The 23,460-nt window shown below is 63.8% G+C and carries 21 protein-coding genes; 12 read left to right on the forward strand and 9 right to left on the reverse strand.

Annotated features, from left to right (window positions below; translation table 11 throughout):
• Positions 1-108: 108 nt before the first annotated feature.
• A complete protein-coding gene (locus HWE01_RS03500) occupies positions 109-1,314 on the reverse strand; it encodes an aminotransferase class V-fold PLP-dependent enzyme (protein ID WP_008327336.1) in 1,206 nt (401 codons plus the stop codon).
• 302 nt (positions 1,315-1,616) lie between these two features.
• On the opposite strand from HWE01_RS03500, the gene HWE01_RS03505 reads away from it, so the two are divergent.
• From HWE01_RS03505 to gcvH, 11 genes are all read left to right on the forward strand, one after another.
• Positions 1,617-2,555: a LysR family transcriptional regulator gene (locus HWE01_RS03505; RefSeq protein ID WP_008327337.1), complete on the forward strand. Its 939-nt coding sequence runs from the start codon at positions 1,617-1,619 to the stop codon at positions 2,553-2,555.
• A 132-nt stretch (positions 2,556-2,687) separates the two neighbouring features.
• Entirely contained in the window at positions 2,688-4,160 is a 1,473-nt protein-coding gene (locus tag HWE01_RS03510; protein WP_241821103.1) for an NAD(P)-binding domain-containing protein, read from the forward strand.
• Positions 4,157-5,131 carry an ABC transporter permease gene (locus tag HWE01_RS03515; RefSeq protein ID WP_241821104.1) on the forward strand — a complete coding sequence of 325 codons (975 nt, stop codon included), beginning with the start codon at positions 4,157-4,159 and terminating at the stop codon, positions 5,129-5,131. The genes HWE01_RS03510 and HWE01_RS03515 overlap by 4 nt, the downstream gene beginning before the upstream one ends.
• The gene (locus HWE01_RS03520) at positions 5,128-6,090 is read left to right on the forward strand and encodes an ABC transporter permease (protein WP_175345108.1); all 963 of its coding nucleotides are present in this window, start codon (positions 5,128-5,130) and stop codon (positions 6,088-6,090) included. Before HWE01_RS03515 ends, HWE01_RS03520 begins: the two co-directional genes overlap by 4 nt.
• Positions 6,087-7,079 carry an ABC transporter ATP-binding protein gene (locus tag HWE01_RS03525; protein ID WP_241821105.1) on the forward strand — a complete coding sequence of 331 codons (993 nt, stop codon included), beginning with the start codon at positions 6,087-6,089 and terminating at the stop codon, positions 7,077-7,079. The genes HWE01_RS03520 and HWE01_RS03525 overlap by 4 nt, the downstream gene beginning before the upstream one ends.
• Entirely contained in the window at positions 7,072-8,079 is a 1,008-nt protein-coding gene (locus HWE01_RS03530; RefSeq protein ID WP_175345110.1) for an ABC transporter ATP-binding protein, read from the forward strand. The genes HWE01_RS03525 and HWE01_RS03530 overlap by 8 nt, the downstream gene beginning before the upstream one ends.
• A 114-nt stretch (positions 8,080-8,193) precedes the next feature.
• Positions 8,194-9,780 carry an ABC transporter substrate-binding protein gene (locus tag HWE01_RS03535; protein ID WP_241821106.1) on the forward strand — a complete coding sequence of 529 codons (1,587 nt, stop codon included), beginning with the start codon at positions 8,194-8,196 and terminating at the stop codon, positions 9,778-9,780.
• 4 nt (positions 9,781-9,784) lie between these two features.
• Positions 9,785-11,116 (forward strand): acyl-CoA thioester hydrolase/BAAT C-terminal domain-containing protein, encoded by a 1,332-nt coding sequence (locus tag HWE01_RS03540; protein ID WP_241821107.1) that lies wholly within the window; start codon positions 9,785-9,787, stop codon positions 11,114-11,116.
• Positions 11,113-11,634, forward strand: a complete 522-nt coding sequence (locus HWE01_RS03545) for a CMD domain protein (protein ID WP_008327345.1) — start codon at positions 11,113-11,115, stop codon at positions 11,632-11,634. Before HWE01_RS03540 ends, HWE01_RS03545 begins: the two co-directional genes overlap by 4 nt.
• A gap of 11 nt (positions 11,635-11,645) precedes the next feature.
• Positions 11,646-12,251: a peroxidase-related enzyme gene (locus HWE01_RS03550; RefSeq protein ID WP_008327346.1), complete on the forward strand. Its 606-nt coding sequence runs from the start codon at positions 11,646-11,648 to the stop codon at positions 12,249-12,251.
• Between the two features lie 22 nt (positions 12,252-12,273).
• The gene (gcvH, locus tag HWE01_RS03555) at positions 12,274-12,651 is read left to right on the forward strand and encodes a glycine cleavage system protein GcvH (protein ID WP_241821108.1); all 378 of its coding nucleotides are present in this window, start codon (positions 12,274-12,276) and stop codon (positions 12,649-12,651) included.
• An 877-nt stretch (positions 12,652-13,528) separates the two neighbouring features.
• On the opposite strand, the gene HWE01_RS03560 is transcribed toward gcvH, so the two are convergent.
• From HWE01_RS03560 to HWE01_RS03585, 6 genes are all read right to left on the reverse strand, one after another.
• Positions 13,529-15,169, reverse strand: coding sequence for a fatty acid--CoA ligase (locus HWE01_RS03560; RefSeq protein ID WP_241821109.1), 1,641 nt, complete (start codon positions 15,167-15,169; stop codon positions 13,529-13,531).
• 154 nt (positions 15,170-15,323) lie between these two features.
• Positions 15,324-15,614, reverse strand: a complete 291-nt coding sequence (locus HWE01_RS03565; RefSeq protein WP_034350108.1) for a copper-binding protein — start codon at positions 15,612-15,614, stop codon at positions 15,324-15,326.
• 99 nt (positions 15,615-15,713) lie between these two features.
• Entirely contained in the window at positions 15,714-17,102 is a 1,389-nt protein-coding gene (locus HWE01_RS03570; protein WP_241821110.1) for a multicopper oxidase family protein, read from the reverse strand.
• The gene (locus tag HWE01_RS03575; RefSeq protein ID WP_241821111.1) at positions 17,099-18,484 is read right to left on the reverse strand and encodes a TolC family protein; all 1,386 of its coding nucleotides are present in this window, start codon (positions 18,482-18,484) and stop codon (positions 17,099-17,101) included. Before HWE01_RS03575 ends, HWE01_RS03570 begins: the two co-directional genes overlap by 4 nt.
• A gap of 92 nt (positions 18,485-18,576) precedes the next feature.
• Positions 18,577-18,993, reverse strand: coding sequence for a DUF2946 family protein (locus tag HWE01_RS03580; protein WP_241821112.1), 417 nt, complete (start codon positions 18,991-18,993; stop codon positions 18,577-18,579).
• 52 nt (positions 18,994-19,045) lie between these two features.
• Positions 19,046-21,382 carry a heavy metal translocating P-type ATPase gene (locus tag HWE01_RS03585; protein WP_241821113.1) on the reverse strand — a complete coding sequence of 779 codons (2,337 nt, stop codon included), beginning with the start codon at positions 21,380-21,382 and terminating at the stop codon, positions 19,046-19,048.
• Between the two features lie 81 nt (positions 21,383-21,463).
• On the opposite strand from HWE01_RS03585, the gene cadR reads away from it, so the two are divergent.
• Positions 21,464-21,916 (forward strand): Cd(II)/Pb(II)-responsive transcriptional regulator, encoded by a 453-nt coding sequence (cadR, locus tag HWE01_RS03590; RefSeq protein WP_008327380.1) that lies wholly within the window; start codon positions 21,464-21,466, stop codon positions 21,914-21,916.
• A 9-nt stretch (positions 21,917-21,925) separates the two neighbouring features.
• Here the strand turns inward: cadR and HWE01_RS03595 are convergent, their stop codons facing one another.
• Both HWE01_RS03595 and cueR read right to left on the reverse strand, forming a co-directional pair.
• On the reverse strand, positions 21,926-22,828 hold the full coding sequence (locus HWE01_RS03595) for an alpha/beta fold hydrolase (RefSeq protein ID WP_241821173.1): 903 nt from the start codon (positions 22,826-22,828) through the stop codon (positions 21,926-21,928).
• 209 nt (positions 22,829-23,037) lie between these two features.
• Complete coding sequence (cueR, locus tag HWE01_RS03600) at positions 23,038-23,460, reverse strand: Cu(I)-responsive transcriptional regulator (RefSeq protein ID WP_008327386.1); 423 nt, start codon at positions 23,458-23,460, stop codon at positions 23,038-23,040.

Genomic DNA, 23,460 nt, shown 5'->3' on the forward strand with positions numbered 1-23,460 from the left:
TGATAATGTGATCGCCCGCCTGGCGCGGCACGAAAAAAAACCACGGATCACACCGTGGTTCTGCTCAACGGCCGGGTCGTGGCCGCGCCCGTGAGGGGGACGGACGCTTCAGTCGCCGGTCAGTGCGGCAGCCTCGACTTCATGCGCCAGCACTTGTCGTACGGTGGCCACGACATAGTCGATCTCGGCCTCGCTGGTACCGCGTCCCAGCGAGAAGCGCACGGCATTGCGCGCCACCTCGGGCGAGCGGCCAATGGCCAGCAGCACGAAGGAAGGGGCCGACGCCGCCGAGTTGCAGGCTGAGCCGGCCGACACCGCAATGCCCAGCAACTGGCTGCCCAGCGTGCCATAGCGCGTGGGCGGAAAGCTCACGTTGAGGTTGTGCGGCACGCGCGCCTCGGCGCTGCCGTTCAACTGTACGCCCGGCAAGTTCGCCAGACCCGACCACAGGCGGTCGCGCAGGCAGCGGATGCGGCGTCCTTCTTCTTCCAGCAATTCTCCCGCCAGCGCAAAGGCCTCGCCCATGCCCACGATCTGGTGTGTGGCCAGGGTGCCGGAACGCATGCCGTTTTCATGGCCGCCGCCATCGATCTGCGCTTCCAGTGTCAGATCCGGGGTGCGACGCACGTACAGGGCACCGATACCCTTGGGGCCATAGACCTTGTGCGCCGAGAAGGACATCAGGTCTACCTTCAACTGCTGCAGGTCGATGGCGATCTTGCCGGCAGCCTGCACCGCATCCACGTGAAAGATCACGCCGCGTTCGGCACATACTTCGCCCAGTTCGGCAATCGGCTGTATGACGCCGATCTCGTTGTTCACATACATCACCGAAACCAGCAGCGTATCCGGCCGCAGTGCCGCGCGCAGCTGCGCTGCCGTGATCAGGCCGTCTGCATCGGGCTGCAGGATGGTCACCTCGAAGCCCGATTTCTCCAGCGTACGCATGGTGTCCAGCACGGCCTTGTGTTCGGTCGCCACCGTGATGAGATGCTTGCCTCGCCCCTGGGCACGCAGCGCGTGGGCACTGCCTTTGAGCGCCAGGTTGTTGGATTCGGTCGCCCCCGAGGTCCAGATGATTTCATCGGCCCGGGCACCGACCAGGCCCGCCACTTGTGCACGTGCCCGGTCGACCGCGCGCCGCGCCTCCCAGCCAAAAGGATGGGAACTGCTGGCCGCATTGCCGAACTTCTCCGTGAGGAAGTCGCACATGACGCGGGCCACACGCGGGTCAACCGGCGTGGTGGCGCCATAGTCCAGGTAGATGGGGAAACGAAGATCGGCCGACGGGCCGCAGGGAGCAGGGGCGTTCATGACGGTGTTCCGGAGAGTGCAGCGTATTCCAGTTGAGCAAGGTGACCAGCGACCAGCACATACAGTAACGCCGTCGCCCGCATCCGGAAAACGACTTTGCGCTTATTTGTATATACGATTTGTAGAGATTGCCCGCGAGCATCGCCACTGGCCAGGCCGCAAGGCAGGAGGACGGCGAGATTCGCGATCACATGCCACCTCACGTATTTGCTTATACAAAATTATTATACTGAAATAGAATACAAGCAAACCTATAATTCGAAAATCATATGCAAGCACTTTGATCAAGGAATGCGATTTCCATGGACCTGAACCAGCTGGAAGCCTTTGCTGCGGTAATGACCCTGGGCAGTGTGACCGGTGCCGGCCGCAGCCTGGGCCGTTCGCAGCCGGCCGTCAGCAAGGCCATCGGTGATCTCGAGGCCGAGCTGGGCTATGCCCTGTTCGATCGCAATGGTCCGCGCGTCACGCCCACGGCGAAGGCTTTTCTGCTCTATGAAGAGGTGGAGCGCTCGCTGGTGGGCCTGCGCAGCATCCGCGAGCGTGCGCAGGAGATCGCCCGCGAAGAAGTCCATCCCGTGCACCTGGTGGCGACGCCTGCCCTGGCCTCGACCATCGCCCCGGCGGCCCTGCAGTTGCTGGCTGCCGACAGAGAGCGAGCCTTCCCCGAACACGTCCACCTGCGCAGTGCCTCGGCCGAGCAGGTGGTGCATGCAGTCCTGCACCGTACCGTCAGCCTGGGGCTGACCTCGCTGCCGGTGGCCCATCGCGGGCTGGAGTTGCACTGGATCGGCGAGGCACCCTGCGTGGCGGTGGTGCGCGCCGACCATCCGCTGGCCGGTCGCGACAAGCTCACCCGCGCGGCCCTGCGTGGCCAGCGCGTCATTACCATGTCCAACCGCTATCGCCTGCGCCAGCGCGTGGAGTTGGCGCTGGGCGAAAACAGCCAGCTCGATGTGGCCATCGATACCAATACCTCCTTCAACGCCATCATGGCCGCCCGTGCCGGGCTGGGGGTGGCGCTGGTGGAGCCGGCCACGGCCTATGGCATGCCCATCGAGGGCATGGTGGTCAAGCGCCTGGCGGTGGAGATTCCGTTTTACTTCGGCGTGGTCACGCCCTATGGCAAACCGGTCGAAGGCGTCACGCAACGTCTGATCGATGCCGTGGAAAAGGCCGCCCGCATGACCTTGCAGGGCTTCGTCAAGCGCGATGCCAGCCTGCATGACGAATTGTTGTAAATGATTTGGCAGCACGCAGTTAGAACCCAAGCAAGCAGCGTCAACCGGGAAGGGCGTTGCATCACAAAACCCGAATCGAGACGATCGCAGGCCCTTGCCCGCGACGTCTCTTCATGCTTTTGACGAGGCGCTATGCACGAGACCGAACCGACCCTGATCCCCGCTGCTCCCCCGCAAGGACTGGCTGCCCTGGAGGCGCGCCTGCGCCAGGATCTGCAATGGCTGGCGCTGCCCGGCAAGTCCTGGACCCCGGCCATCCTGCGCGATGGCGTGCCGGTGATCGACGTGGCCATCATCGGCGGCGGCCAGGCCGGCATGGCCGCCTCGGTGGCGCTGTCGCACCTGGGCATTCCCAATGTGATCTATGACCAGTCGCCCAAGGACTTCGAAGGCCCCTGGGCCACCACTGCGCGCATGGAAACCCTGCGCTCGCCCAAGACCCTGACCGGTCCCGCACTGGGCTTCCCGGCGCTGACCTTCCGTGCCTGGTTCGAGGCCCAGTTCGGGCTGGACGCCTGGGAAGCGCTGGACAAGATCCCGCGCCTGCAATGGATGGAGTACCTGCGCTGGTTCCGTCGCGTCATGCAGCTCGATATCCGCAACGAACACCGCGTGCTGGCCGTGCAGCCGCGCGCCGATGGCATCGTGGCGCTGCAGCTGCAATCGCCTGCGGGCACATCGACCGTGCTGGCGCGCCGCGTGGTGGTGGCCACCGGCCGCGACGGCCTGGGTGGCGCCTACCTGCCGCCGCTGGCCGATCAGTTGCCGCGCGATCGCTGGGCACATTCCTCGGACCTGTTCGACTATGCCAGCCTCAAGGGCAAGCGCGTGGGCGTGATCGGTGGTGGCGCCTCCGCCATGGACAGTGCTGCCACCGCACTGGAAGAGGGGGCTGCGCGAGTGGATATGCTGATCCGCCGCAAGGACCTGCCGCGCATCAACAAGGGCAAGGGATCGGGCAGCCCCGGCCTGGTTAACGGTCACCTGCACCTGTCGGACGAATGGAAGTGGCGCATCCGCCACTACGTCAATGCGCAGCAGGTGCCGCCGCCCTCCGGCAGCACCCGCCGCGTCTCGCGCTTTGCCAATGCACGCTTCCTGCTGGGCACCGCCATCGAATCGGTCAAAGTCAAGCCGGACGGCACGCTGCTGCTGCAGACCAATCGCGGCCCGCTGGAACTGGATTTCCTGTTCTTCTCCACTGGCTTCAAGATCGACTGGAGCCTGCGTAGCGAATTCAAGGACATCGCCCCGCACATCCTCAACTGGAGCGACCGCTACACTCCGCCGGCCGGCGAAGAAGACCAGGAGCTGGCCGACTCGCCCTACCTGGGGCCGGTATTCGAGTTCCAGCAAAAGACCCCGGGCAGCCTGCCGGGCCTGGAGCGCATACATTGCTTCTGCTATCCGGCGGCGGCCAGCCATGGCACGGTTTCCGGCGACATCCCCGCCATCAGCGATGGCGCCTACCGCCTGGCGCAGGGAATTGCTGCACTGATGTACGGCGAAGACGTCGAGTATCACTACCGCAATATCCAGTCCTATGAAGAACCGGAACTGGAAGGCGACGAGTGGAGCGAATCGCCCTGGGAGCTGCCCGCATGAGTGCAGCGATCGCAAAGAGCGTGTTGCAGGCGCTGATGGTGGTGCTGTTGATGACGGTGATCGTCTTCTTCGGTCTGCACATGATCGGCAATCCGGTCGATATCCTCATCGGCCAGGATGTCGATCAGGTGGACCGCCTGCGCATCATCCAGGAACTGGGACTGGATCAGCCGGTGTGGCGCCAGTACCTGGCCTTCATCAATGGCGCGCTGCACGGCAATCTGGGCAACAGCTTCGTCTACAACACTCCGGCCATCCTGCTGATCTTCCAGCGCCTGCCGGCCACGCTGGAACTGGCCTTGGCGGCGTTGCTGCTGGCCTTGCTGGTCGGGGTGCCGCTGGGGCTGTTCGCGGGCATGAAGCCGGATCATCCCTTCTCGCGCCTGGTGATGACCACCAGCATCTTCGGGTTTTCGCTGCCGACCTTCTGGATCGGGCTGATGTTGATCATGGCCTTCTCGGTCACGCTGGGATGGCTGCCTTCGGGCGGACGCGGCCAGACCGCCGAACTGTTCGGTGTGCAATGGTCGTGGCTCACCGCCGATGGCTGGCGTCACATGATCCTGCCGGCCATCAACCTGTCGCTGTTCAAGATTTCGCTGGTCATTCGCCTTACCCGCGCCAACGTGCGTGAGGTGCTGCCGATGGACTACGTGAAGTTCGCCCGTGCCAAGGGCTTGTCCCCGGCGCGCGTGGTGCTGATGTACGTGCTGCGCAATACGCTCATCCCGCTGGTGACCGTAGTCGGGCTGGAGTTCGGCTCCACCATTGCCTTTGCGGTGGTCACAGAAAGCATCTTTGCCTGGCCTGGCGCGGGCAAGCTGATCCTGGACAGCATCAACGCACTGGATCGTCCTGTCATCGTGGCTTACCTGATGGTGATCGTCTGCATGTTCGTCACCATCAATCTGGTGGTCGATGTGCTCTACAAATTGTTGGACCCGCGTGTGCGGGTGGAGGCCCGTGCATGAGCGCGCCGCAGACCGAAGTGACGATGACGCAAGAACAGGTGCGCGCCCGCGTGGCCGAGCTGTCGGCCTTCCGGGCCCCGCGCCGCGAGTCCCCATGGCGGCGCGTGATGCGCCATTTCGTGGCCTCGCGTTCGGCCATGCTGGGACTGGTGATCGTGCTGCTGCTCATCGTCGGCGCCATCGCTGCTCCGTGGATCACGCCGCAGAATCCGTATGACCTGATGCAGCTCGATGTGCTTGATGCACGCCTGCATCCTGGCACGATTAACGGTGCAGGCAGCTTTACCTATTGGCTGGGCACCGATGGCCAGGGCCGCGATCTGGTCTCGGCCATTCTCTATGGCCTGCGCATCAGCGTGGGCATCGGCGTGGGCTCAGCCCTGATCGCCGGTGTCATCGGCACGCTCATTGGCCTGCTGGCCGCGTATGCCGGTGGCAAGGTCGATACGCTGCTCATGCGCTTTGCCGACTTGGTGTTGTCCTTCCCTTCGATCCTGGTGGCAATGCTGATCCTGGCCTATGTGGGCAAGGGCATCTTCAACGTGATGGCCACGCTGGTGGTGCTGGAGTGGGCGTATTACGCGCGCACCGCACGCGGCCAGGCACTGGTGGAGCGGCGCAAGGAATACGTGGAGGCCGCGCGCGGCCTGAATCTGTCGTCCTGGCGCATCATGGTGCGCCACATCCTGCCCAACTGCCTGCCGCCGCTCATCGTCATCGGTACCTTGCAGGTGGCGCGCGCCATCACGCTGGAGGCGACCTTGTCCTTCCTCGGCCTGGGGGTGCCCATTACCGAACCCTCGCTGGGCCTGCTCATCTCCAATGGTTACCAATACATGCTCTCGGGCGAATACTGGATCAGCTTCTATCCCGGCATCACGCTGCTGGTGGTGATCGTGGCCATCAACCTGGTCGGTGACCGCCTGCGCGACATCCTCAACCCACGGTGGCAGAAATGAGCGCGCCCACTCTCGACGTGCGCAACCTGCGCACGCATTTCTTCACGCCCGAAGGCGTGCTGCCGGCGGTCGACGATGTTTCGCTGTCGGTCGGTCGTGGCCGCATTCTTGGCCTGGTCGGTGAATCCGGATCGGGCAAGAGCGTGACCGGCTTTTCCATCCTCGGCATGGTCGATGCGCCGGGCCGCATCGTCGGCGGCGAGATCCTGTTCCAGGGCCGCGACCTGGTCAGCATGGACAAGACTTCGCTGCGCGAGCTGCAGGGCAACCGCATCGCCATGATCTTCCAGGACCCGATGATGACCCTGAACCCGGTCCTGAAGGTGGAGGCGCAGATGGTCGATGCCGTGCTGGCGCACAGCAAGGTCGGCCGCCAGCAGGCGCGCGAACTGGCCCGTGACACTCTGGGCATGATGGGTATCGCCAGCCCGGAGGAACGGCTGCAGGCCTATCCGCACCAATTGTCGGGCGGCATGCGTCAGCGCGTGGCGATTGCCATCGCGATGCTGCACAAGCCCGACCTCATCATTGCCGATGAGCCGACCACGGCCCTGGATGTGACCATCCAGGCGCAGATCCTGTCGGAAGTGCAGAAGCTGGCGCGCCAGCATGGCACCGCGCTGATCTGGATCACGCACGACCTGTCCGTGGTGGCGGGCCTGGCCGATGAAGTGGCGGTGATGTATGCCGGGCGCATCGTCGAGCAGGGCAGTGTGGATGCGGTGCTGGATGCGTCGCTGCATCCCTATACGCAGGGCCTCATCGGCAGCCTGCCCAGCAACAACCGGCGCGGTGCGCGTCTGCGCCAGATTCCCGGGATGACGCCCAACCTGCTGCACCTGCCGCCGACCTGCGCCTTCGCTGCCCGCTGCGAGCGCCTGTCCCGGCAGTGCCTGGTGGCCCCCGCGATCAGCGAGCCCCTGCCGGCGCACCGGGTGCGCTGCCATCACCCCATCCCAAGCACACAGAGCAACGAGCACCATGGATAAGGCCGTCATCCCTCTGATCGAAACCCGCGCCGTCAGCCGCCGCTTCGGCGAGCGCCGCCAGGGCTGGCTGGAACGCCAGTTGCAGGCGCGCGGCTGGAGCCGACCGCCGGCCGTTACCCATGCGCTGGACCAGGTGGACCTCAGGGTCTTGCCTGGCGAAGTGGTCGGCCTGGTCGGCGAATCCGGCTGCGGCAAATCCACCCTGGGCCGGGTAGCCTGCGGCCTGCTTGATCCTTCCGATGGCCAGGTACTGGTCCATGGGCGCGAGCGCGCCAGCCTCAACGGCAGAGAAGAGGCCGAGGCACGCCTGCAGGTGCAAATGATTTTCCAGAATCCGTATGCCAGCCTGAATCCGCGTTTGCGCATCGACCAGATCGTGGGCGAAGCGGCGCAAGTGAATGGAAAGGTCGAGGGCGACCTCGATGCCTACGTCTGCCAGCAGTTGCTGCGCGCCGGTCTCGATCCGGCCCTGCGTGACCGCTATCCGCACCAGTTCTCCGGCGGCCAGCGCCAGCGCATCGGCATCGCCCGCGCACTGGCAGTGCAGCCGCAGATGCTGGTCTGCGACGAGGCAGTGGCGGCGCTGGATGTATCGATCCAGGCGCAGATCCTCAATCTGTTCATGGACCTGCGTGAGCAACTGGGTCTGACCTATCTCTTCATCAGCCATGACCTGGGGGTAGTGGAGCACGTGTCGGACCGCGTGGTCATCATGTACCTGGGGCGTGTGGTGGAAAGTGCGCCGGTGGCCGAATTGTTCGGCCAGCCCAACCATCCCTACACGCAGGCGCTGCTGGCCGAGGTGCCGCGCATGGGAGCACGCAAGAAGGAATTCACCGCCATCAAGGGCGAGATTCCCAGCCCGCTCAATCCGCCCACTGGTTGCCACTTCAACCCGCGCTGCCCGCATGCCACGCAGCGTTGCCGTGAAGAGCAGCCTGTGTTGCGCGAGATCGCGCCGGGACACAGGAGTGCCTGCCATCTCAATGATGGCCGTTGACAAGGTTTGTTGAAATGTTCTACCTACCGTTCGGACTGAGCAAGGGGGCCGTCCAGAAAGCCCCGAACTGATGTATCCGTAGTGCTTCCACCCTGACCACAGAGGAACCCGACCATGAAGAAGACCCTCCTGACCCGCCTGCTGGCCGTCGCCCTGACCGGTGCAGCCCTGGCCGCTGCCGCCGATGCGGCGCATGCGCAGAACCTGAACATCGGCTTTGCCGATCCGCTGTCCTCGCTGGATCCGCAACTGAACAACCATGCCGGTGACCGCTCCGTGGACCTGCATTTCTGGGACCTGCTGGTCCAGAACGATTACAACAAGCTGGTGCCCGGCCTGGCCGTGAGCTGGAAGAACATCGACCCCAAGACCTGGGAATTCAAGCTGCGTCCCAACGTCAGGTGGCAGGATGGCAAGCCCTTCACAGCCGATGACGTGATCTTCTCCTACCAGCGCGCCCGCGCGGTGCCGGGCAGCGTGGCCACCTTCGCCGGCTACCTGCGCACGGTGGAATCGGTCACGGCCAAGGATCCGCTGACGCTGGTCATCAAGACCAATGTTCCCAATCCGGACCTGCCGCTGAATCTGGCCTCGGTGCATATCGTGAGCAAGCACGTGGGCGAGAAATCGACCACCGAGAACTACAACAGTGGTGCCGCGATGATCGGTACCGGCCCTTACAAGTTCGTCTCCTACATCCCGGGTGATCGCGTGGTGATGCAGCGTAACGACGACTACTGGAATGGCAAGGCGCTGTGGGAAAAGGTCAACTACCGCTACATCAACAATGGTGCGGCGCGTACCGCTGCGTTGCTCTCGGGTGATGTGGATGTGATCGACAAGGTTTCGGTGTCGGACCTGGCCAGGCTCAAGCAGTCACCCGATATCAAGGTCTATCCCTACAACGGCCTGCGCGTGCTGCTGATCCAGCCGAGCTTCCATGAAGGCCCGAGCCCCTTCATTACCGACAACAATGGCAAGCCGCTGGAGAAGAACCCGCTGCTGGACGTGCGCGTGCGCCGTGCCATGTCGCTGGCCATCAACCGCAAGGCCCTGATCGACCGCATCCTGCAGGGTGCGGCCACCGAGGCCAACCAGTGGATGCCGGCCGATACCTTCGGCTACAACCCGGAGATCAAGAACATCCCCTTCGACGCTGCGCAGGCCAAGAAGCTGTTGGCCCAGGCCGGTTTCCCGGAAGGATTCAAGCTGACCATCCACGTGCCCAACGACCGCTATCCGCAGGCGCCGGAGACCATGCAGGCGGTGGCGCAGTTCTGGACCCGCATCGGCATCAAGACCCAGGTCGAGGTGCTGCCGTGGGCGTCGTATTCCTCGCGTGCCAACAAGAACGAGTTTGCCGTCTCCGTGCTGGCCTGGGGTAACGGTACCGGTGAAGCCAGCTATGCGCTGGTCAATGTGCTGGGGACGGTCGATCCCAAGAAGGGGATTGGTGCCTCGAACTGGAACCACTACAGCAGCTCGGCCGTGGACAAGGCCCTGGCCGATTCGACCGCCGAGTTCGATGCGGCCAAGCGTGAGGCCATTCTGCGTGGTGCTGCCAAGACGGTCTCGGACGATGTGGGCGTGATTCCGCTGTATCACTACCAGAACATCTGGGCGGCCAGGAAGGGCCTGAAGGTCACTCCGATCACCAGTGACCGTACCACCGCCATGATGGTGACGCAGGACAAGAAGTAAGCGCATGCCCAACTTCTCGATTGACGTCAGCCCGGCCGACGACCTGATCGACGTACCCCGCCGCATCATCGTGCGGGGTGCGCATCCGGGCGAGCCGGTGCGCATTTCCTCGTCTACCTTGCGGGAGGGTATCGAGTGGCGCAGCGCCGCCTGCTACATTGCCGATGCCTACGGCAATGTCGACGTGAGCATGAATCCCGCCATCGATGGCGATTACTACGGTATCGATCCCATGGGGCTGCTGTGGTCGCAGAAGCCGGTGCAGGCCGGCCGGCGCGATCTCTTCCATGCCGATGTGCTGGCGCCGCTGGTGACCACGCTGACGGTCTCTTCACTGGATCAGCCCGGGCTCGCACCTTGTGTTCCGGCCAGTACCGAGCTGGTGCAACGGCTGGCCGGTGCCGGCGTGATCCGGCGCGAGGTGCGGGAGCAGGGGCTGGTCGGTACGCTGTTCCTGCCGGCCACGCCGGGGCCGCATCCGGCGGTGATGATTCTCAACGGGTCCGGTGGCGGCATCAATGAACCGCGTGCCGCGCTGTATGCGGCGCGTGGTTATGCGGCCTTTGCGCTGGCGTATTTCAAGGCGCCGGGCCTGTCGGACTACATCTCCAATACACCGCTGGAATATGTTGAACGCGGTCTGGACTGGTTGCGTGCCGAGGTACGTCCCTTGCACGATTTCGTCGCCATCAGTGGGCAGTCGCGCGGCGGCGAGCTGGTGTTGCTGCTGGCTGCGGTCTTCCCGCAGAAGGTCTCGGCGGTGTTGGCCTATGTACCCAGTGCCCTGGTACACAGCGGCCAGAACGCGGCTGACCCGGCCGTGGGGCGGGAAGGTCCGACCTGGTTGCTGCGCGGTGAACCCTTGCCGCATCAATGGCAGGACAACCGCACGGCCAGCTGGGCACCGTTTGACGAAGGCCCGGCCCCGCACCGTCATGCGCTGGCCATGCTGACTGCGCTGCAGGATGAGGATGCGGTGGCGCGTGCCCGCATTCCGGTGGAGAAGATCACGGCACCGGTGTTGCTGCTGTCGGCCACCGATGATGGTTCCTGGCCTTCCAGTCTGTATTGCGCGATGGTGCGTGACAAGCTGGCCGAGGTGTCGCATCGCTGGCCGGTGGTATGGCGCGACTATGCGCATGCCGGCCATTCGATTCTGTTCCCGTTTGTTCCGACCACGCAGACCACGTATGCGCACCCGGTCTCGGGGCGCATCAGTACCGGTGGCGGCGAGCCCGCCGCCAATGCCCGCGCCGATCTCGACGCCTGGCAGCAGGCGCAGCACTTCCTGCGCGAGGCGCTGGCCAGGCACACATCCACAAAGGAAATTTCATGAGTACCCCTGTCTACGACATCAGCAAGGATGTCATCGACCAGTTGGCCGGTCTGGCCGCTGGCAGTCCCCTGCACGGCCTGCGCCATCAGCGCGACAAGGTGGCCGTGGCGTCACAGGGCAGCTATGACACCTTGTTCGATCCGGCTCTGGAGGGCATCGGCCTGGACGAGCGTCTGCTGGTGGCGCTGTACGCCTGCCGTCTGGCGGGTGCGTCCGATCTGGCTGCGCACTACCGCGAACGTGCGCAGGCGGTGTCGGCTGATGCCGGGCAACTGGCGGTGGCTGAGAGTGGCGCGCCTGAGCAATTGCCGGAGGGCCGTTTGCGCGCCATGCTGGTCTTTACGCGCGCGTTGACGCAGCGGCCGGTGGAAGGCGACAAGGCGGCGATCGAGAAGCTGCCGGCCGCTGGCATCAGTACGCCTGCGGTGGTGGCGCTGTCGCAGCTGATCGCTTTCGTGTCCTATCAATTGCGTGTGGTCGCGGGCCTGAAGGCCATGCGTGCTGCCGCTGCCCAGTAAGGAGAGTCGACATGAGCGACATCATCAAGGCCAATGGCTTTACCAATGAGTCCCTGGAGTGGGATGCCTGGCTGGATGTGATCCAGCTGGAAGCGGCCAGTGAGGACCAGATCAAGGTGCTGGAAGAAAGCCATCCCAAGGCCAAGACCTCGGACTATTACCTGTTTCTGGCGCATCAGCCGGACATCCTGCGTCAGCGCTCGGCTGCATTCAACGCCATCATGTATGCGCCAGGCGGGTTGTCGCGCGCCGAGCGGGAGCTGGGTTCGCTGGTGGTTTCGCGTATCAATGGCTGTGTGTATTGTGCGTCGGTCCATGCACAGCGTTTTGAGCAGTTGGCCAAGCGTAACGATACGGTTCGGCAGGTGTTCGATTCGCCTTATGGGGCAGGGGTGGACGCGCGCGAGCAGGCCATCGCCAAGTTCTCGGCGGAACTGACCGAGACGCCTGGTGATATCAGCGCCGGGCAGATCAAGGCGCTGTATGACGTGGGCTTGAACGAGCTGGAAGTGCTGGATCTGATTCATTCGGTGGCCATCTTCGCCTGGGCCAACCGCTTGATGCTCAACCTGGGTGAGCCGGTGTTTGCCGATGGCAGCAAGGCTGAGGCCAAATAATCATTTGCATGAGGAGACTGTGATGCACATTCCGGATCATCTGGTCTATGCCGATACCCATGAGTGGGTGAAGCTTGAAGACGACGGGACACTGACCATCGGTATTACCGATTTCGGTCAGGAACAGTTGGGGCCGCTGGTGTATGTGGATATGCCAGCGGTGGGCAAGGTGTTGGCACAGGGGGCTGAATCGGGCATCGTCGAGTCCAACAAGACAGCTTCTGATCTGCATGCGCCTGTTGATGGGGAGGTGATTGCTGTCAACGAGGTGCTGCTTGATGCGCCTGATGCCATCAATGCGGCGCCTTATGAACAGTGGATCTTCAAGCTGAAGCCGGCTGTGCCTTTCTCTGCTGATGGGTTCCTTGATGCGACTGGTTACATCAAGCTGATTTCCTGACTTGTTCCCGTTGCTGGTTGATGTTGTCTTGGCGGGGTGTGTTTTTGTTTTTGCTGTTTTGGGTAGTCTGCACGGAATTTCTTCCTGCGCTCTAGCTTAATGCTTATCTTTCTCCGGTCGGGAGGACGCGCCGGGGGCGGCCCGGCAGCCGCTCACTTTTCTTGTCTCGCCAAGAAAAGTAAGCAAAAGAAGGCGACCCCAGAGAGCCAGCCCTCCTACGGAGGGTCCCCGTCGCAGCGGAGCGAAAAGTGGGAAGGATAGAGTCGCTTCGCTCCGACTATCCTTCTGATCCACTTTTCGCTCCACTGCGACGGCTGGCTCTATGGGGAGATTCCACTCGTGCTCGCCTGCGGCCTCGCCCGGTCTCCGACTCGCCTTCGGCTTTGTGTTGGCTCGCCTGTGGCATCGATTTTTTCTTCGATCAACGTCCTGATTTGGTTTTTATTGTTTAAATTATTAATGTTCTTTCGTCCTGAGTAGTCGCGCAGCGACGTATCGAAGGCGAAAGAACGCCAACGCAAAGCCGAAGGCGAGGCGTTTAGGTCGTCCGCATCTGCGCCGCCGATTCAGAAGCCAACAAAACGGATCAGAAAAATAGTCGGAGCGAAGCGACTCTATTTTTCCCGTTTTGTTGGCTTCTGAATCGGGGACCCTCCGAAGGAGGGCGGTGCAGCTGCGGTCGCCTTCTTTTGCTTACTTTTCTTGGCGAGACAAGAAAAGTGAGCGGCTGCCGGGCCGCCCCCGGCGCTCCGTTCCGACCGGAGAAAGATAGGCATTAAGCTAGAGCGCAGAACAGCAATCCGTGCAGACTACCCAAAAACCAAAACCAAAAACCAAGCCCACCAAAACAACATCCACCAACACAAAAAGGAAAAGATCACCCCCCGGAAGGATACTGCTCCCGCATCGCCCGCTTGTTGAGTTTCCCCACGCTGGTACGCGCCAGTTCAGGCACGAAGCGCACCCGATCCGGCACGCCATAGCGAGAAATCGTCCCTGCTTCAGCGGCCGCCATCACATGCTGCCGGATATCCTCTTCGGAAACATTGGCCGCATCCTTCTTCAGCACGACCAGAGCAACGGGCCGCTCTCCCCACTTGCCATCCTGCACCCCGATGACTGCCGTTTCAGCCACGGCAGGATGTCGTGCGATGATGTCCTCGATCTGTAGAGAAGAGACCCATTCGCCTCCGGTCTTGATGACATCCTTGATCCTGTCGGTCACCTGCAGATAGCCCTCGGCATCCAGATGGCCGATATCTTGCGTATGCAGCCACCCACCGCGCCACAATTCTTCCGATGCGTCCGGTTGATGCAGATAGCCCTGAGTCAGCCAGGGGGCGCGCACCACGACTTCGCCGGTGCTCTTGCCATCCCGAGGACAGTCGTTCATCTCGGCGTCCACCGTGCGCAAGGCCACCAGCGGCAAGGGCCGCCCGGTCTTCACCCGCAGCGTGGCTTCGCGCTCACCGCCCAGCTCCGCGGTCGGCACCTGCGCCAGCGTCAATACCGGACAGGTCTCCGACATCCCGTAGCCGGTAAAGACATCAATCCCCCGATCCCGCGCCATCCGCGCCAGACTCCCGGTCATCGCCGAACCGCCAATGATCATCTTCCACCCAGACAGATCCACCTCGCGCGCCTGCTCGGAAGTCAGCACCATTTGCAGAATGGTCGGCACACAATGCGAGAACGTCACCTTCTCCTCACGGATCAGCTTGCAGATGGTATCGGGTACATAACGCCCCGGATATACCTGCTTGACCCCCGCCATCGTCGCGACATAAGGCAGCCCCCACGCATGCACATGGAACATCGGCGTCAAGGGCATATAGACATCGTCCCGATGCAAACGCCCCTGCTGCGGCGCCAATGCCAGCCCGGCCGTGGTGCCCAGCGTATGCAGTACCAGCTGCCGATGGCTGAAATACACCCCCTTGGGCAAGCCCGTCGTACCGGTGGTGTAGAAGGTGGTCGCGCGCGCGTTCTCGTCAAAGTCAGGGAAGTCATACCGGCTGCCAGCCTCGGCCAGCAAGGCTTCGTACTCCCCCGCAAAGCCCGGTCCCTGCGGACAGGGACTGCCATCGTCGGTGAGCAGAACACAGCGCGTCAGCGTGTTCAGCTCGCCCCGGATCTGCTTCAACACCGGCATGAAATCCGAATTGACCAGCAAGATATCCGCCTGGGCATGATTCAAGGTGTAGGCAATCTGCTCCGGCGACAGACGCACATTCACCGTCTGCAACACGCAACCCATCATCGGCACCGCGAAGAAACATTCCAGATAGCGATTGCTGTCCCAGTCCATCACGGCCACCGTATGGCCTGCCTGCACTCCCATTTCCTTGAGCACATTGGCCAGCCGCTGCACCCGCTCGTAAAAGCCGGTATAGCTCAGGCGACGCGCACCGTAAATGATTTCCTGCTCGGGGGCGGTGGCCAGGGCGCTGTGCAGCAACTGCTTGATCAACAGCGGATAGCCATAGGCCGACGGGGTTTGCTCGATCGCTTGGGGCATGCCGGAGTCTCCTTTGTTGTGCGGCGGCAGGGCCGCCTCTTATGTCTTATGGACAGGATGGATGAAACGAACCCCGATGATACCGCCAAGTCCCCGACAGCATGGTCGTCGGGACGACGAAATTGCGCATCGTCCCGAGCTCGCCCTGGCAAGATCAGCGCTTTTCTTCCAGCGAGGTCACGGTCAGGGCACCATCGACCCGGTCGGCAGTAAAGCGGATCTTTTCACCTTCGCGCGCCCGCGCCAGGATCTCGGGCGTGGCTTTGAACACCATCGTCATGCCACCCATCTGCAAATTGGGAATCTCGCCATGACGGATGGTCAGCTTGCCATTGCCGGTGTCGACCTTGCGGATTTCACCCTCCACCTGCGGCGCATCACCCTGTGCGTGAGCCGCCCATGCGTCAAGACAAAGGACTACGGTGATGAGGAGCTTGCGTAACATGATCTTTCCTTTCATGAAGTCGTCAGCGAAGCACAGTCGCTGATTCAAAAAACAGTCATTCAACAATGAGATTGCCGGGGCCTTCAATGAGTCGAACATTCAATGATGCCCCTGATGCCCGCCGGGCTTGATGACCTCCAGCGTGGCCGGTGCGCCGGAGCCGGACTGGTCCGGTGTCGCCCGCCGTGCCTCGGGCATCTCGCCTTGCCATTCGCGCGCCACCGTGCCGGCAGGGGCGCGATACCAGCCAGGGTCCCGATAGTCATCCCGCGCCAGCGTGCGCCTAACCTTGACGGTGCTGAACATGCCACCCATCTCGATGGGTCCGTACGGTCCCCGTCCGGTCATCATGGGCAGAGTGTTGTCCGGCAGAGGCATCTCCATCTCGCCCATCGAGCCGCCCTTGTCGCCCATGACCATGTAGTCGGGAATGAGCCGGCTGATCTTGTTCACTACCTTGGACTGGTCAACCCCGATCATGGTCGGCACGTCATGGCCCATGGCGTTCATGGTGTGGTGCGCCTTGTGACAGTGCAGGGCCCAGTCGCCTTCTTCGGTGGCGTCAAACTCGATGGCGCGCATCTGGCCCACGGCAATGTCGGTGGTGACCTCAGGCCAGCGTGCCGATGGCGGCACCCAGCCGCCATCGGTGCCGGTGACGCTGAACTCGTGACCATGCAGATGCAGCGGATGATTGGTCATGGTGAGATTGCCCACGCGGATGCGCACCCGGTCGTTCTGTCGTACCACCAGCGGGTCGATGCCGGGGAAGGCACGACTGTTCCAGGTCCACAGGTTGAAGTCCAGCATGGTGCTGACCTTGGGGACGGCTGCCCCCGGCGCAATGTCGTAGGCATTCATCAGGAACACGAAATCGCGGTCCACCCGCATGAAGCCGGGGTCTCTGGGATGCGTGACCCAGAAGCCCATCATGCCCATGGCCATCTGCACCATCTCGTCGGCATGGGGGTGATACATGAAGGTGCCGGCCCGTTTGGCCGTGAATTCGTAGACGTAGGTCTTGCCCGGCGGGATGGCCGGCTGCGTCAGGCCCGATACGCCATCCATGCCGTTGGGCAGGCGCTGGCCGTGCCAGTGCACCGACGTTGCCTCAGGCAGCTTGTTGGTGACGAAGATGCGCACCCGGTCGCCTTCCACCACTTCGATGGTCGGGCCGGGGCTCTGGCCGTTGTAGCCCCACAGCCTGGCCTTCATGCCGGGGGCGATTTCACGTTCCACCGCTTCGGCCACCAGATGGAATTCCTTGACGCCGTTCTTCATGCGCCAGGGCAGGCTCCAGCCGTTGAGCGTGACCACCGGCTGATAAGGGCGGCCATTGGCAGGTTGCAGTGGCGGCTGCGTCGCGGCGCTGGTTTGCAGCGCGGCTTCGGGCAGGCTGGCGGCGCCCGCGCGGCTGAGGGCGCCGGCGCTCACCGCCAGGGCCGCGCCTTGCAGGAAGTGGCGGCGTTGTTTGTCGGTCGGGTTCATGGTTGCTTTCCTGGTTGGGGATGGCCGCCCAGCGCCTGTTGCAGGCCGGCGTCGGCGATCCAGAAATCACGCTGGGCTTCGATGGCGGCGTTCACGGTGGCAGCCTGTTCGCGGGCGTCGGCCAGCAGGGCGAAGACGCTGATGAGCATGCCGTTGTAGCGCAGTACGTTTTCCTCGGCGATGCGCTGGCGTAGCGGCACCAGTTGATCCTGGAAACGTCGTGCAAGCGCATAGGCATCCTCCCGCTCGCGCCAGGCCAGGCGCGCCTGGGCGCGGGCATCGAGCACGCTGGCGGCCAGTTTGTGCGCGCCTTGCAGATAGATGGCCTCGGCCTTGGCCACGCGCGCCTGGCCCCAATCGAACAAGGGAATCTCCAGCGAGATTTCGTAACCGTTTTCGGGCGGCTTGCCACTCTCGGTGGTCCGCACTGCGCCCAGGTCCAGCACGTTGATCAGGCGCGTGGTGCGGGTCAGGCCCAGCGAGGCTTGCAGGCCCTCCAGTTCGGTGCGCGCAGCCTGCACGTCCAGGCGCTGTTGCAGGGCTTGCTGTTCGATGTCGTCCACCGTATCAAGCTGCCGGGGCAGTGCCGGCAATTGCGCGGGCAGGGCGAAATCCGGCGCCAGGCCCAGCAGGCGGGCCAGCGCTTCCTTGTGTTGCGCCGCCTGCCGACGGGCCTGTTGCAGGCTGGCCTGGGCCTGTCCATAGAAGAACTGCTCGCGCGCCGCATCAAGCTGGCTGATATTGCCCAGCCGCGCCATCTGCGCGGCCAGTTCATGCGCGGCCTCGGCGGCGTCGGCTACTTGCTCCTGATACTGCAAGCCCTGCTGCGCGGCGACCGCCCGATAGTAGGCTTGTCGGGTCTGTGCTGCGACCGTCAGCACGCGCCCGGCCAGCCACAGACGGACCTGCTCGAAGCGCCGTTGCTCGATGCGCGAGGCAGCCGGCAGGGTGAGCAGGCGCATGAGGCCCAACGACAGGCTGCGTTCGATCTTCAGATCGTCACCGGCATGGGTGCGCTTGAAAGAAAACCCCGGATTGGGCAGCCGCCCGGCTTGCACCAGGTCGGCTTCGGCCACGCCGAGTTGGGCGAACTCGGCCTGCAGGTCCGGATTGTGGATGAGCGCAATCTGCACCGCATCGTCGGCGTTGGCCAGGCGCGCTGCACCGTCGGCAGGATCGTGCAGCAACTGGCGCACGCGCTCCTTGCTGGCCTGGGTTTGTTGCGGGGTACGGTTCCAGGCAGGGGCCTGGCCGAGACGCGCGCTGCTGCTCTGCGCGAGCTGGTCGAAACCGCCGTCGGGCGACAGCTGCGCGCAGCCGGCCAGCAAGGTGCAGGCGGCCACGGCGGCAGTCCGCCAGGGACGTGAAACGTGGGACATCATGGAATCCTCGTCTGATGATGATCGTCATGCCCCGCACGCGCCGGGTTCGGCACGTGCGGGCTTAGACACACGCGAAGGTGTGCAGGGCGATGTCAGGCGAGGGCAGGGGGACGGTCGGGATTTTCCGGCAGATAGCCGACGAAGCCGGAAGCCGGCAGCGCGTTGAACTCGCGCGAGGGAAGATCGGGAGCAGGCGGTGCAGTCAAGGCCAGCGGCAGCAGGCCACCGACGGTGCAGGCGGCGCAGAAGCTGCAGGAGCCGTGGGCCTGTGGCTGTTGCTGTTGCTGATGTTCGGTCTGTGTATCATCGGCAGCGGCCACTTGCGCTGCTGCCACATGATCCGCGTGATGTCCTTGATGCGCCTGATGTGCCTGCGGCATCGCCGACGCGTGATGCTGCAGCGACTGCTGTTGTCCGGGCGCGCAGGGCTGCAGCACTGCGGCCCATCCCTGGACGGGAATGGCCAGTGCCAGCAACCAGAGCAGGAGGAGTTTTGCGCGCAGCATCATGGGCGGCAGTATAGATCGCCGCTGCGCCGGCGATCAAGTTGTTGCGCCGGACTCAGGTGGCGGCCTTGCGCTGGCGCAAGCCGCGCACCAGACGCAGTCCGTTGAAGACCACGATCAGGCTGGCTCCCATGTCGGCAAACACCGCCATCCACAACGAACTCATGCCCAGCAGCGCCAGCGCCAGGAACACCGCCTTAATGCCCAGCGCAATGCTGATGTTCTGCACCAGTACCGTATGGGCCTTGCGGCTCAAGCGGATGAAGTCGGGGATTTTGCGCAGGTCGTCATCCATCAGCGCCACATCGGCCGTCTCCAGCGCCGTGTCGGTACCGGCTGCGCCCATGGCGAAACCGATGTCGGCGCGCGCCAGCGCCGGGGCATCATTGATGCCATCGCCCACCATGCCCACGCTGCGCACGCCATGGCGCGCAGCGAGTTCCTCGATCACCTTGAGCTTGTCCTCCGGCAGTTGCTCGCCACGGGCATCAGCAATCCCGGTCTGCGCGGCGATGGCCTGGGCCGTATGGCCATTGTCGCCGGTCAGCATGATGACCTCCACGCCCAGCGCCCGCAGCCCGGCCACCGCTTCCTTGCTGCCGGGACGCACGGTGTCGGCCACGGCGATCAACAACTGCGGCTGATCTTCGCGGCATAGCAGGGTAGTGGTCTTGCCCTGTTTTTCGAAGGCTTGCAGACGGGCTTCCAGTTCCGGGCTGCATTGGCCCAGCTCATGCACCAGACGGTGATTGCCCAGGTGCAGCATTTGTCCGCCAATGCGCCCCTGTACGCCGCGTCCGGCCAGGGCGGCAAAGTCGCTGACCTCCAGGGTGACGATCCCTTCCTGATCGGCAATGGCGCGCGAGACCGGATGATCCGAGCGCGCCGCCAGTGACACCGCCAGTTGCAGCAGGGCCTGCTGGTCGGCATCGGCATGCAGCGAAACCACGTCGGTCACGCGTGGCTTGCCGAAGGTGAGGGTGCCGGTCTTGTCCAGCGCCAGGGCGCGCAGCTGGCGGCCTTGCTCCAGGTAGACGCCGCCCTTGATCAGGATGCCATGGCGCGCCGCCGAGGCCAGGCCGCTGACGATGGTCACGGGGGTGGAGATGACCAGCGCGCAGGGGCAGGCGATCACCAGCAGCACCAGGGCCTTGTACAGCCAGGGCTGGAAGGGTGCGCCGGCCAGCAGCGGTGGCAGTAGCGCCACCAGCACGGCCATCACGACGACGGCCGGGATGTAGTAGCGCGCGAAATGGTCGACGAAGCGTTGCGTAGGCGCGCGCTGGCCCTGTGCCTGCTGCACGCTCTTGACGATGCGCGCCAGCGTCGAATCGCCTTGCACGGCTGTCACGCGCATCTCGAAGGCGCCCTGTTCATTGATGGTGCCGGCGAAGACCGGGTCACCTTCCTGCTTCTGTACCGGTATGCTTTCGCCGGTGATGGCGGCCTGGTTGATGCTGGTGCTACCAGACAGCAGTACACCATCCAGCGGTACACGTTCCCCAGGGGCCACCCGTACAGTGTCGTCCACTGTCACGGTACGGGCCGGTACAGTTGACCAGACACCGTCCTCGCCGCGCCGGGTCGCCATGTCGGGCGTCATCGCCATCAGTCCGGCAATGGCATGGCGGGCGCGGTCCAGTGACAGGGCTTCGATCATCTCGGCCAGGGTGAACAGCACGATCACTACGGCAGCTTCCGGCCACTGGCCGATCGCGGCGGCGCCGATGACGGCCAGCGACATCAGGAAATTCATGTTCAGCGAGACATTGCGCAGCGCGATCCAGCCCTTCTTGAGCGTACCCAGTCCGCCCAGCAGGATGGCGGCGATGGCCAGGGCGATCACGGGCAGCGAGCGTTCATCCCCGCTGGTCCAGGCCAGTACTTCGGCGCCCAGAGCGGCCACGCCGGCCAGACCCAGCAGCGCCCAGCGGCGCGCCGGGATGCGATAGGCGGCGGCCTGGTCGGGGGCGTCACGTCCGGCTTCGGCGTCCAGCGAGTCGGACTTCACGGCAGGCAGCATGTCCAGTGCCTTCAAGGTGTCCACCAGCGGGGCGATGGAAGGCAACTGGTGTTGCACGGTCAGCTCGCGCTGGATCAGGTTGAAGGCCAGCGTACCCACGCCGGGCATCTGCGCGAGACGTTCGCGGATGAGCTTTTCTTCGGTCGGGCAATCCATCTTCTGGATGAAGAAGACCGCCTCTTCGGTCGCCCCCTCCAGCTGCGCCGCCGCCACCGGGGCAGAGACCGCCTCGTTGCTGGCGCAGCCATGGCCGGCGCAGCAGCCGTGGGCCTGTGTCCGGGGAGCATGCGCGTGGTCATGGTCATGCTGGTCATGCTGGTCATGCGAGTGATGGTGATCGTGCTTGTGCTTGTGCGAATGGGCAGTCATTGAGCGCTCCTTGTGCAGCCAACAGGTTTCAGGGGTATATTAAAAACCCTGAAGTAACTACAAGGTCAAGCGAGGATCGTCATGGATACGCTCAAGATCGGCGACCTGGCCACTCAGGCCGATTGCCCGGTGGAAACCATCCGTTATTACGAGAAGCAGGCGCTGTTACCCGCGCCCACGCGCTCGCAGTCCAACTACCGCCTCTATGGTGTGCGGCATGTGGAGCGCTTGCAGTTCATCCGTCATTGCCGCTCGCTGGACATGACGCTCGACGAGGTGCGCGAGCTGCTGCGCCTGCGCGATGCGCCCGAGCAGAATTGCGGGGAAGTCAACGCGCTGCTGGACAAGCACATCGGCCACGTGGCCCAGCGCATTGCGCAGTTGCAGGCGCTGCAGGCGCAGCTGCAGCAGTTGCGCGCCCAGTGCGAGGTGGAGCAACCGGCGCGCGATTGCGGCATCCTGCAAGGGCTGGCCAGCCTGCCCGATGACCTCAAGCCGGCCAACCTGGGCAGCCATGGCGGCGGCTGCCATTGAGGCCCGTCTTCAGGCCGGGCGTGCCAGCCAGGCCAGCACTTCCTCGATCACTTCATCGGGCTTTTCACGCTGCGGGAAGTGACCTGCGCCGGCGATGAGCACGCGGCGATAAGCGTTGCCGAAATGCTGTTGCTTGTCTTCGGAGGTGGAGGGATCATTTGCGCCGTCGTCGGTCCCGTGCAATACCAGGGTCGGGACCATGATGCGCGGTGTTTCCTGCAGCCGGGCTTCCAGCGCCGCATAGGCCGGATCGCCATCGGCGAAGCCCCAGCGGTGACGATAGGAATGCAGGCAGATATCGGCCCAGTCCGGATTGTCGAAGGAGGCGGCCGTATTGGCGAATTCGCTGTCGGCGAACTTCCATGAAGGCGACCAGGTATTCCACATGAAGCGCGTGAGCGCGCGGCGTTCATTGCGCAGCTCGGCCTCGCCGCGCGAGGTGGCCAAGAACCAGTGGTACCAGTAGTTGCGGGCTTGCGGCAGGGACAGTGTCTGGTCCGGGGTATTGGTTCCCCAGCCCACGGAGAGGGCGATGCAGTGGCTGATGCGTGCGGGCGTCTGCGAGGCCGCAATGTAGGCCGCCCGCGCGCCCCAGTCGTGGCCGATGACGCCATAGCGCTCCAGCCCCAGAGCATCGGCAAAGGCCATCAGGTCGCTGCCCAGTGCGGCCAGCTGGCCGCTGCGGGGCGTCGATCCGGACAGGAAAGAGGTCGGACCGTAGCCGCGCAGGTAGGGCCGGATCACCCGGTAGCCGGCCGCCCGCAAGGGCCGCAGGAAGGAGTCCCAGGTGCGTACGTCATCCGGCCAGCCATGCAGCAGGATCACGGCAGGCGCCTCGGGCGGGCCGCTGGTCTCAAAGCCGATGCGCAGCCTGTCGGTTTCAACGAAACTCAAGTGATTGCTCTGTGGCATCTTGGACATCCCCCCTTTATCTTTATGCTGGTGATCTTGACCCTACCCGGATAACGTAATTTTGAGTGACATATGAAGGGTAATTATCATCGCAAGTCCGGTTGCGCGCTGCAAGCCTGGCATTTTTTGCTCTGGTGAAGGATTTCACCGTTTTGCCAGGATGGCTTGCCTCATCCACACGGTGATCCCCGGCGGCCAGGGCGGCATCGTCATGTGCGCGCCTGCGCATCGGTGCAGCACGGTGCTGCGGCTCCGAGCGCATCGAGGATGGGGCAGTCGGGGCGGCTGTCGCCATGGCAGTCCTGCACCAGCCGTTCCAGCGTGGTCTTCATGCCTTGCAGTTCGCGGATGCGTTGCTCCAGTTCGCCGATGTGGGTCTGCGCCAGTTGCTTGACCTTGCGGCTGGAGCGCGACTGGTCCAGCCACAGTCCGATCAGGTCGCTCACCTGGGCCATGGAAAACCCCAGTTGCCGGGCCTGGCGGATGAAGCGCAGCAGGTGCACCTCGCGCTCGCCGTAGACGCGGTAGCCGGCATCGGTGCGACCGGCCTTGGGGATGAGTCCCGTTTCTTCATAATGGCGGATCATCTTGGCCGAGACACCCGAGGCGCTGGCGGCTTGTCCGATATTCAT

Origin of the sequence: Herbaspirillum sp. C7C8 (genome assembly GCF_022627875.1) — a bacterium.
Classification (GTDB): Bacteria; Pseudomonadota; Gammaproteobacteria; order Burkholderiales; family Burkholderiaceae_D; genus Herbaspirillum.

Excerpts from the sequence above, each read along its gene's own strand:
- HWE01_RS03500 (WP_008327336.1), bottom strand. The coding sequence starts at position 1,314 with ATGAACGCCCCTGCTCCCTGCGGCCCGTCGGCCGATCTTCGTTTCCCC.
- HWE01_RS03505 (WP_008327337.1), top strand. The coding sequence starts at position 1,617 with ATGGACCTGAACCAGCTGGAAGCCTTTGCTGCGGTAATGACCCTGGGC.
- HWE01_RS03510 (WP_241821103.1), top strand. The coding sequence starts at position 2,688 with ATGCACGAGACCGAACCGACCCTGATCCCCGCTGCTCCCCCGCAAGGA.
- HWE01_RS03515 (WP_241821104.1), top strand. The coding sequence starts at position 4,157 with ATGAGTGCAGCGATCGCAAAGAGCGTGTTGCAGGCGCTGATGGTGGTG.
- HWE01_RS03520 (WP_175345108.1), top strand. The coding sequence starts at position 5,128 with ATGAGCGCGCCGCAGACCGAAGTGACGATGACGCAAGAACAGGTGCGC.
- HWE01_RS03525 (WP_241821105.1), top strand. The coding sequence starts at position 6,087 with ATGAGCGCGCCCACTCTCGACGTGCGCAACCTGCGCACGCATTTCTTC.
- HWE01_RS03530 (WP_175345110.1), top strand. The coding sequence starts at position 7,072 with ATGGATAAGGCCGTCATCCCTCTGATCGAAACCCGCGCCGTCAGCCGC.
- HWE01_RS03535 (WP_241821106.1), top strand. The coding sequence starts at position 8,194 with ATGAAGAAGACCCTCCTGACCCGCCTGCTGGCCGTCGCCCTGACCGGT.
- HWE01_RS03540 (WP_241821107.1), top strand. The coding sequence starts at position 9,785 with ATGCCCAACTTCTCGATTGACGTCAGCCCGGCCGACGACCTGATCGAC.
- HWE01_RS03545 (WP_008327345.1), top strand. The coding sequence starts at position 11,113 with ATGAGTACCCCTGTCTACGACATCAGCAAGGATGTCATCGACCAGTTG.
- HWE01_RS03550 (WP_008327346.1), top strand. The coding sequence starts at position 11,646 with ATGAGCGACATCATCAAGGCCAATGGCTTTACCAATGAGTCCCTGGAG.
- gcvH (WP_241821108.1), top strand. The coding sequence starts at position 12,274 with ATGCACATTCCGGATCATCTGGTCTATGCCGATACCCATGAGTGGGTG.
- HWE01_RS03560 (WP_241821109.1), bottom strand. The coding sequence starts at position 15,169 with ATGCCCCAAGCGATCGAGCAAACCCCGTCGGCCTATGGCTATCCGCTG.
- HWE01_RS03565 (WP_034350108.1), bottom strand. The coding sequence starts at position 15,614 with ATGTTACGCAAGCTCCTCATCACCGTAGTCCTTTGTCTTGACGCATGG.
- HWE01_RS03570 (WP_241821110.1), bottom strand. The coding sequence starts at position 17,102 with ATGAACCCGACCGACAAACAACGCCGCCACTTCCTGCAAGGCGCGGCC.
- HWE01_RS03575 (WP_241821111.1), bottom strand. The coding sequence starts at position 18,484 with ATGATGTCCCACGTTTCACGTCCCTGGCGGACTGCCGCCGTGGCCGCC.
- HWE01_RS03580 (WP_241821112.1), bottom strand. The coding sequence starts at position 18,993 with ATGATGCTGCGCGCAAAACTCCTCCTGCTCTGGTTGCTGGCACTGGCC.
- HWE01_RS03585 (WP_241821113.1), bottom strand. The coding sequence starts at position 21,382 with ATGACTGCCCATTCGCACAAGCACAAGCACGATCACCATCACTCGCAT.
- cadR (WP_008327380.1), top strand. The coding sequence starts at position 21,464 with ATGGATACGCTCAAGATCGGCGACCTGGCCACTCAGGCCGATTGCCCG.
- HWE01_RS03595 (WP_241821173.1), bottom strand. The coding sequence starts at position 22,828 with ATGCCACAGAGCAATCACTTGAGTTTCGTTGAAACCGACAGGCTGCGC.
- cueR (WP_008327386.1), bottom strand. The coding sequence starts at position 23,460 with ATGAATATCGGACAAGCCGCCAGCGCCTCGGGTGTCTCGGCCAAGATG.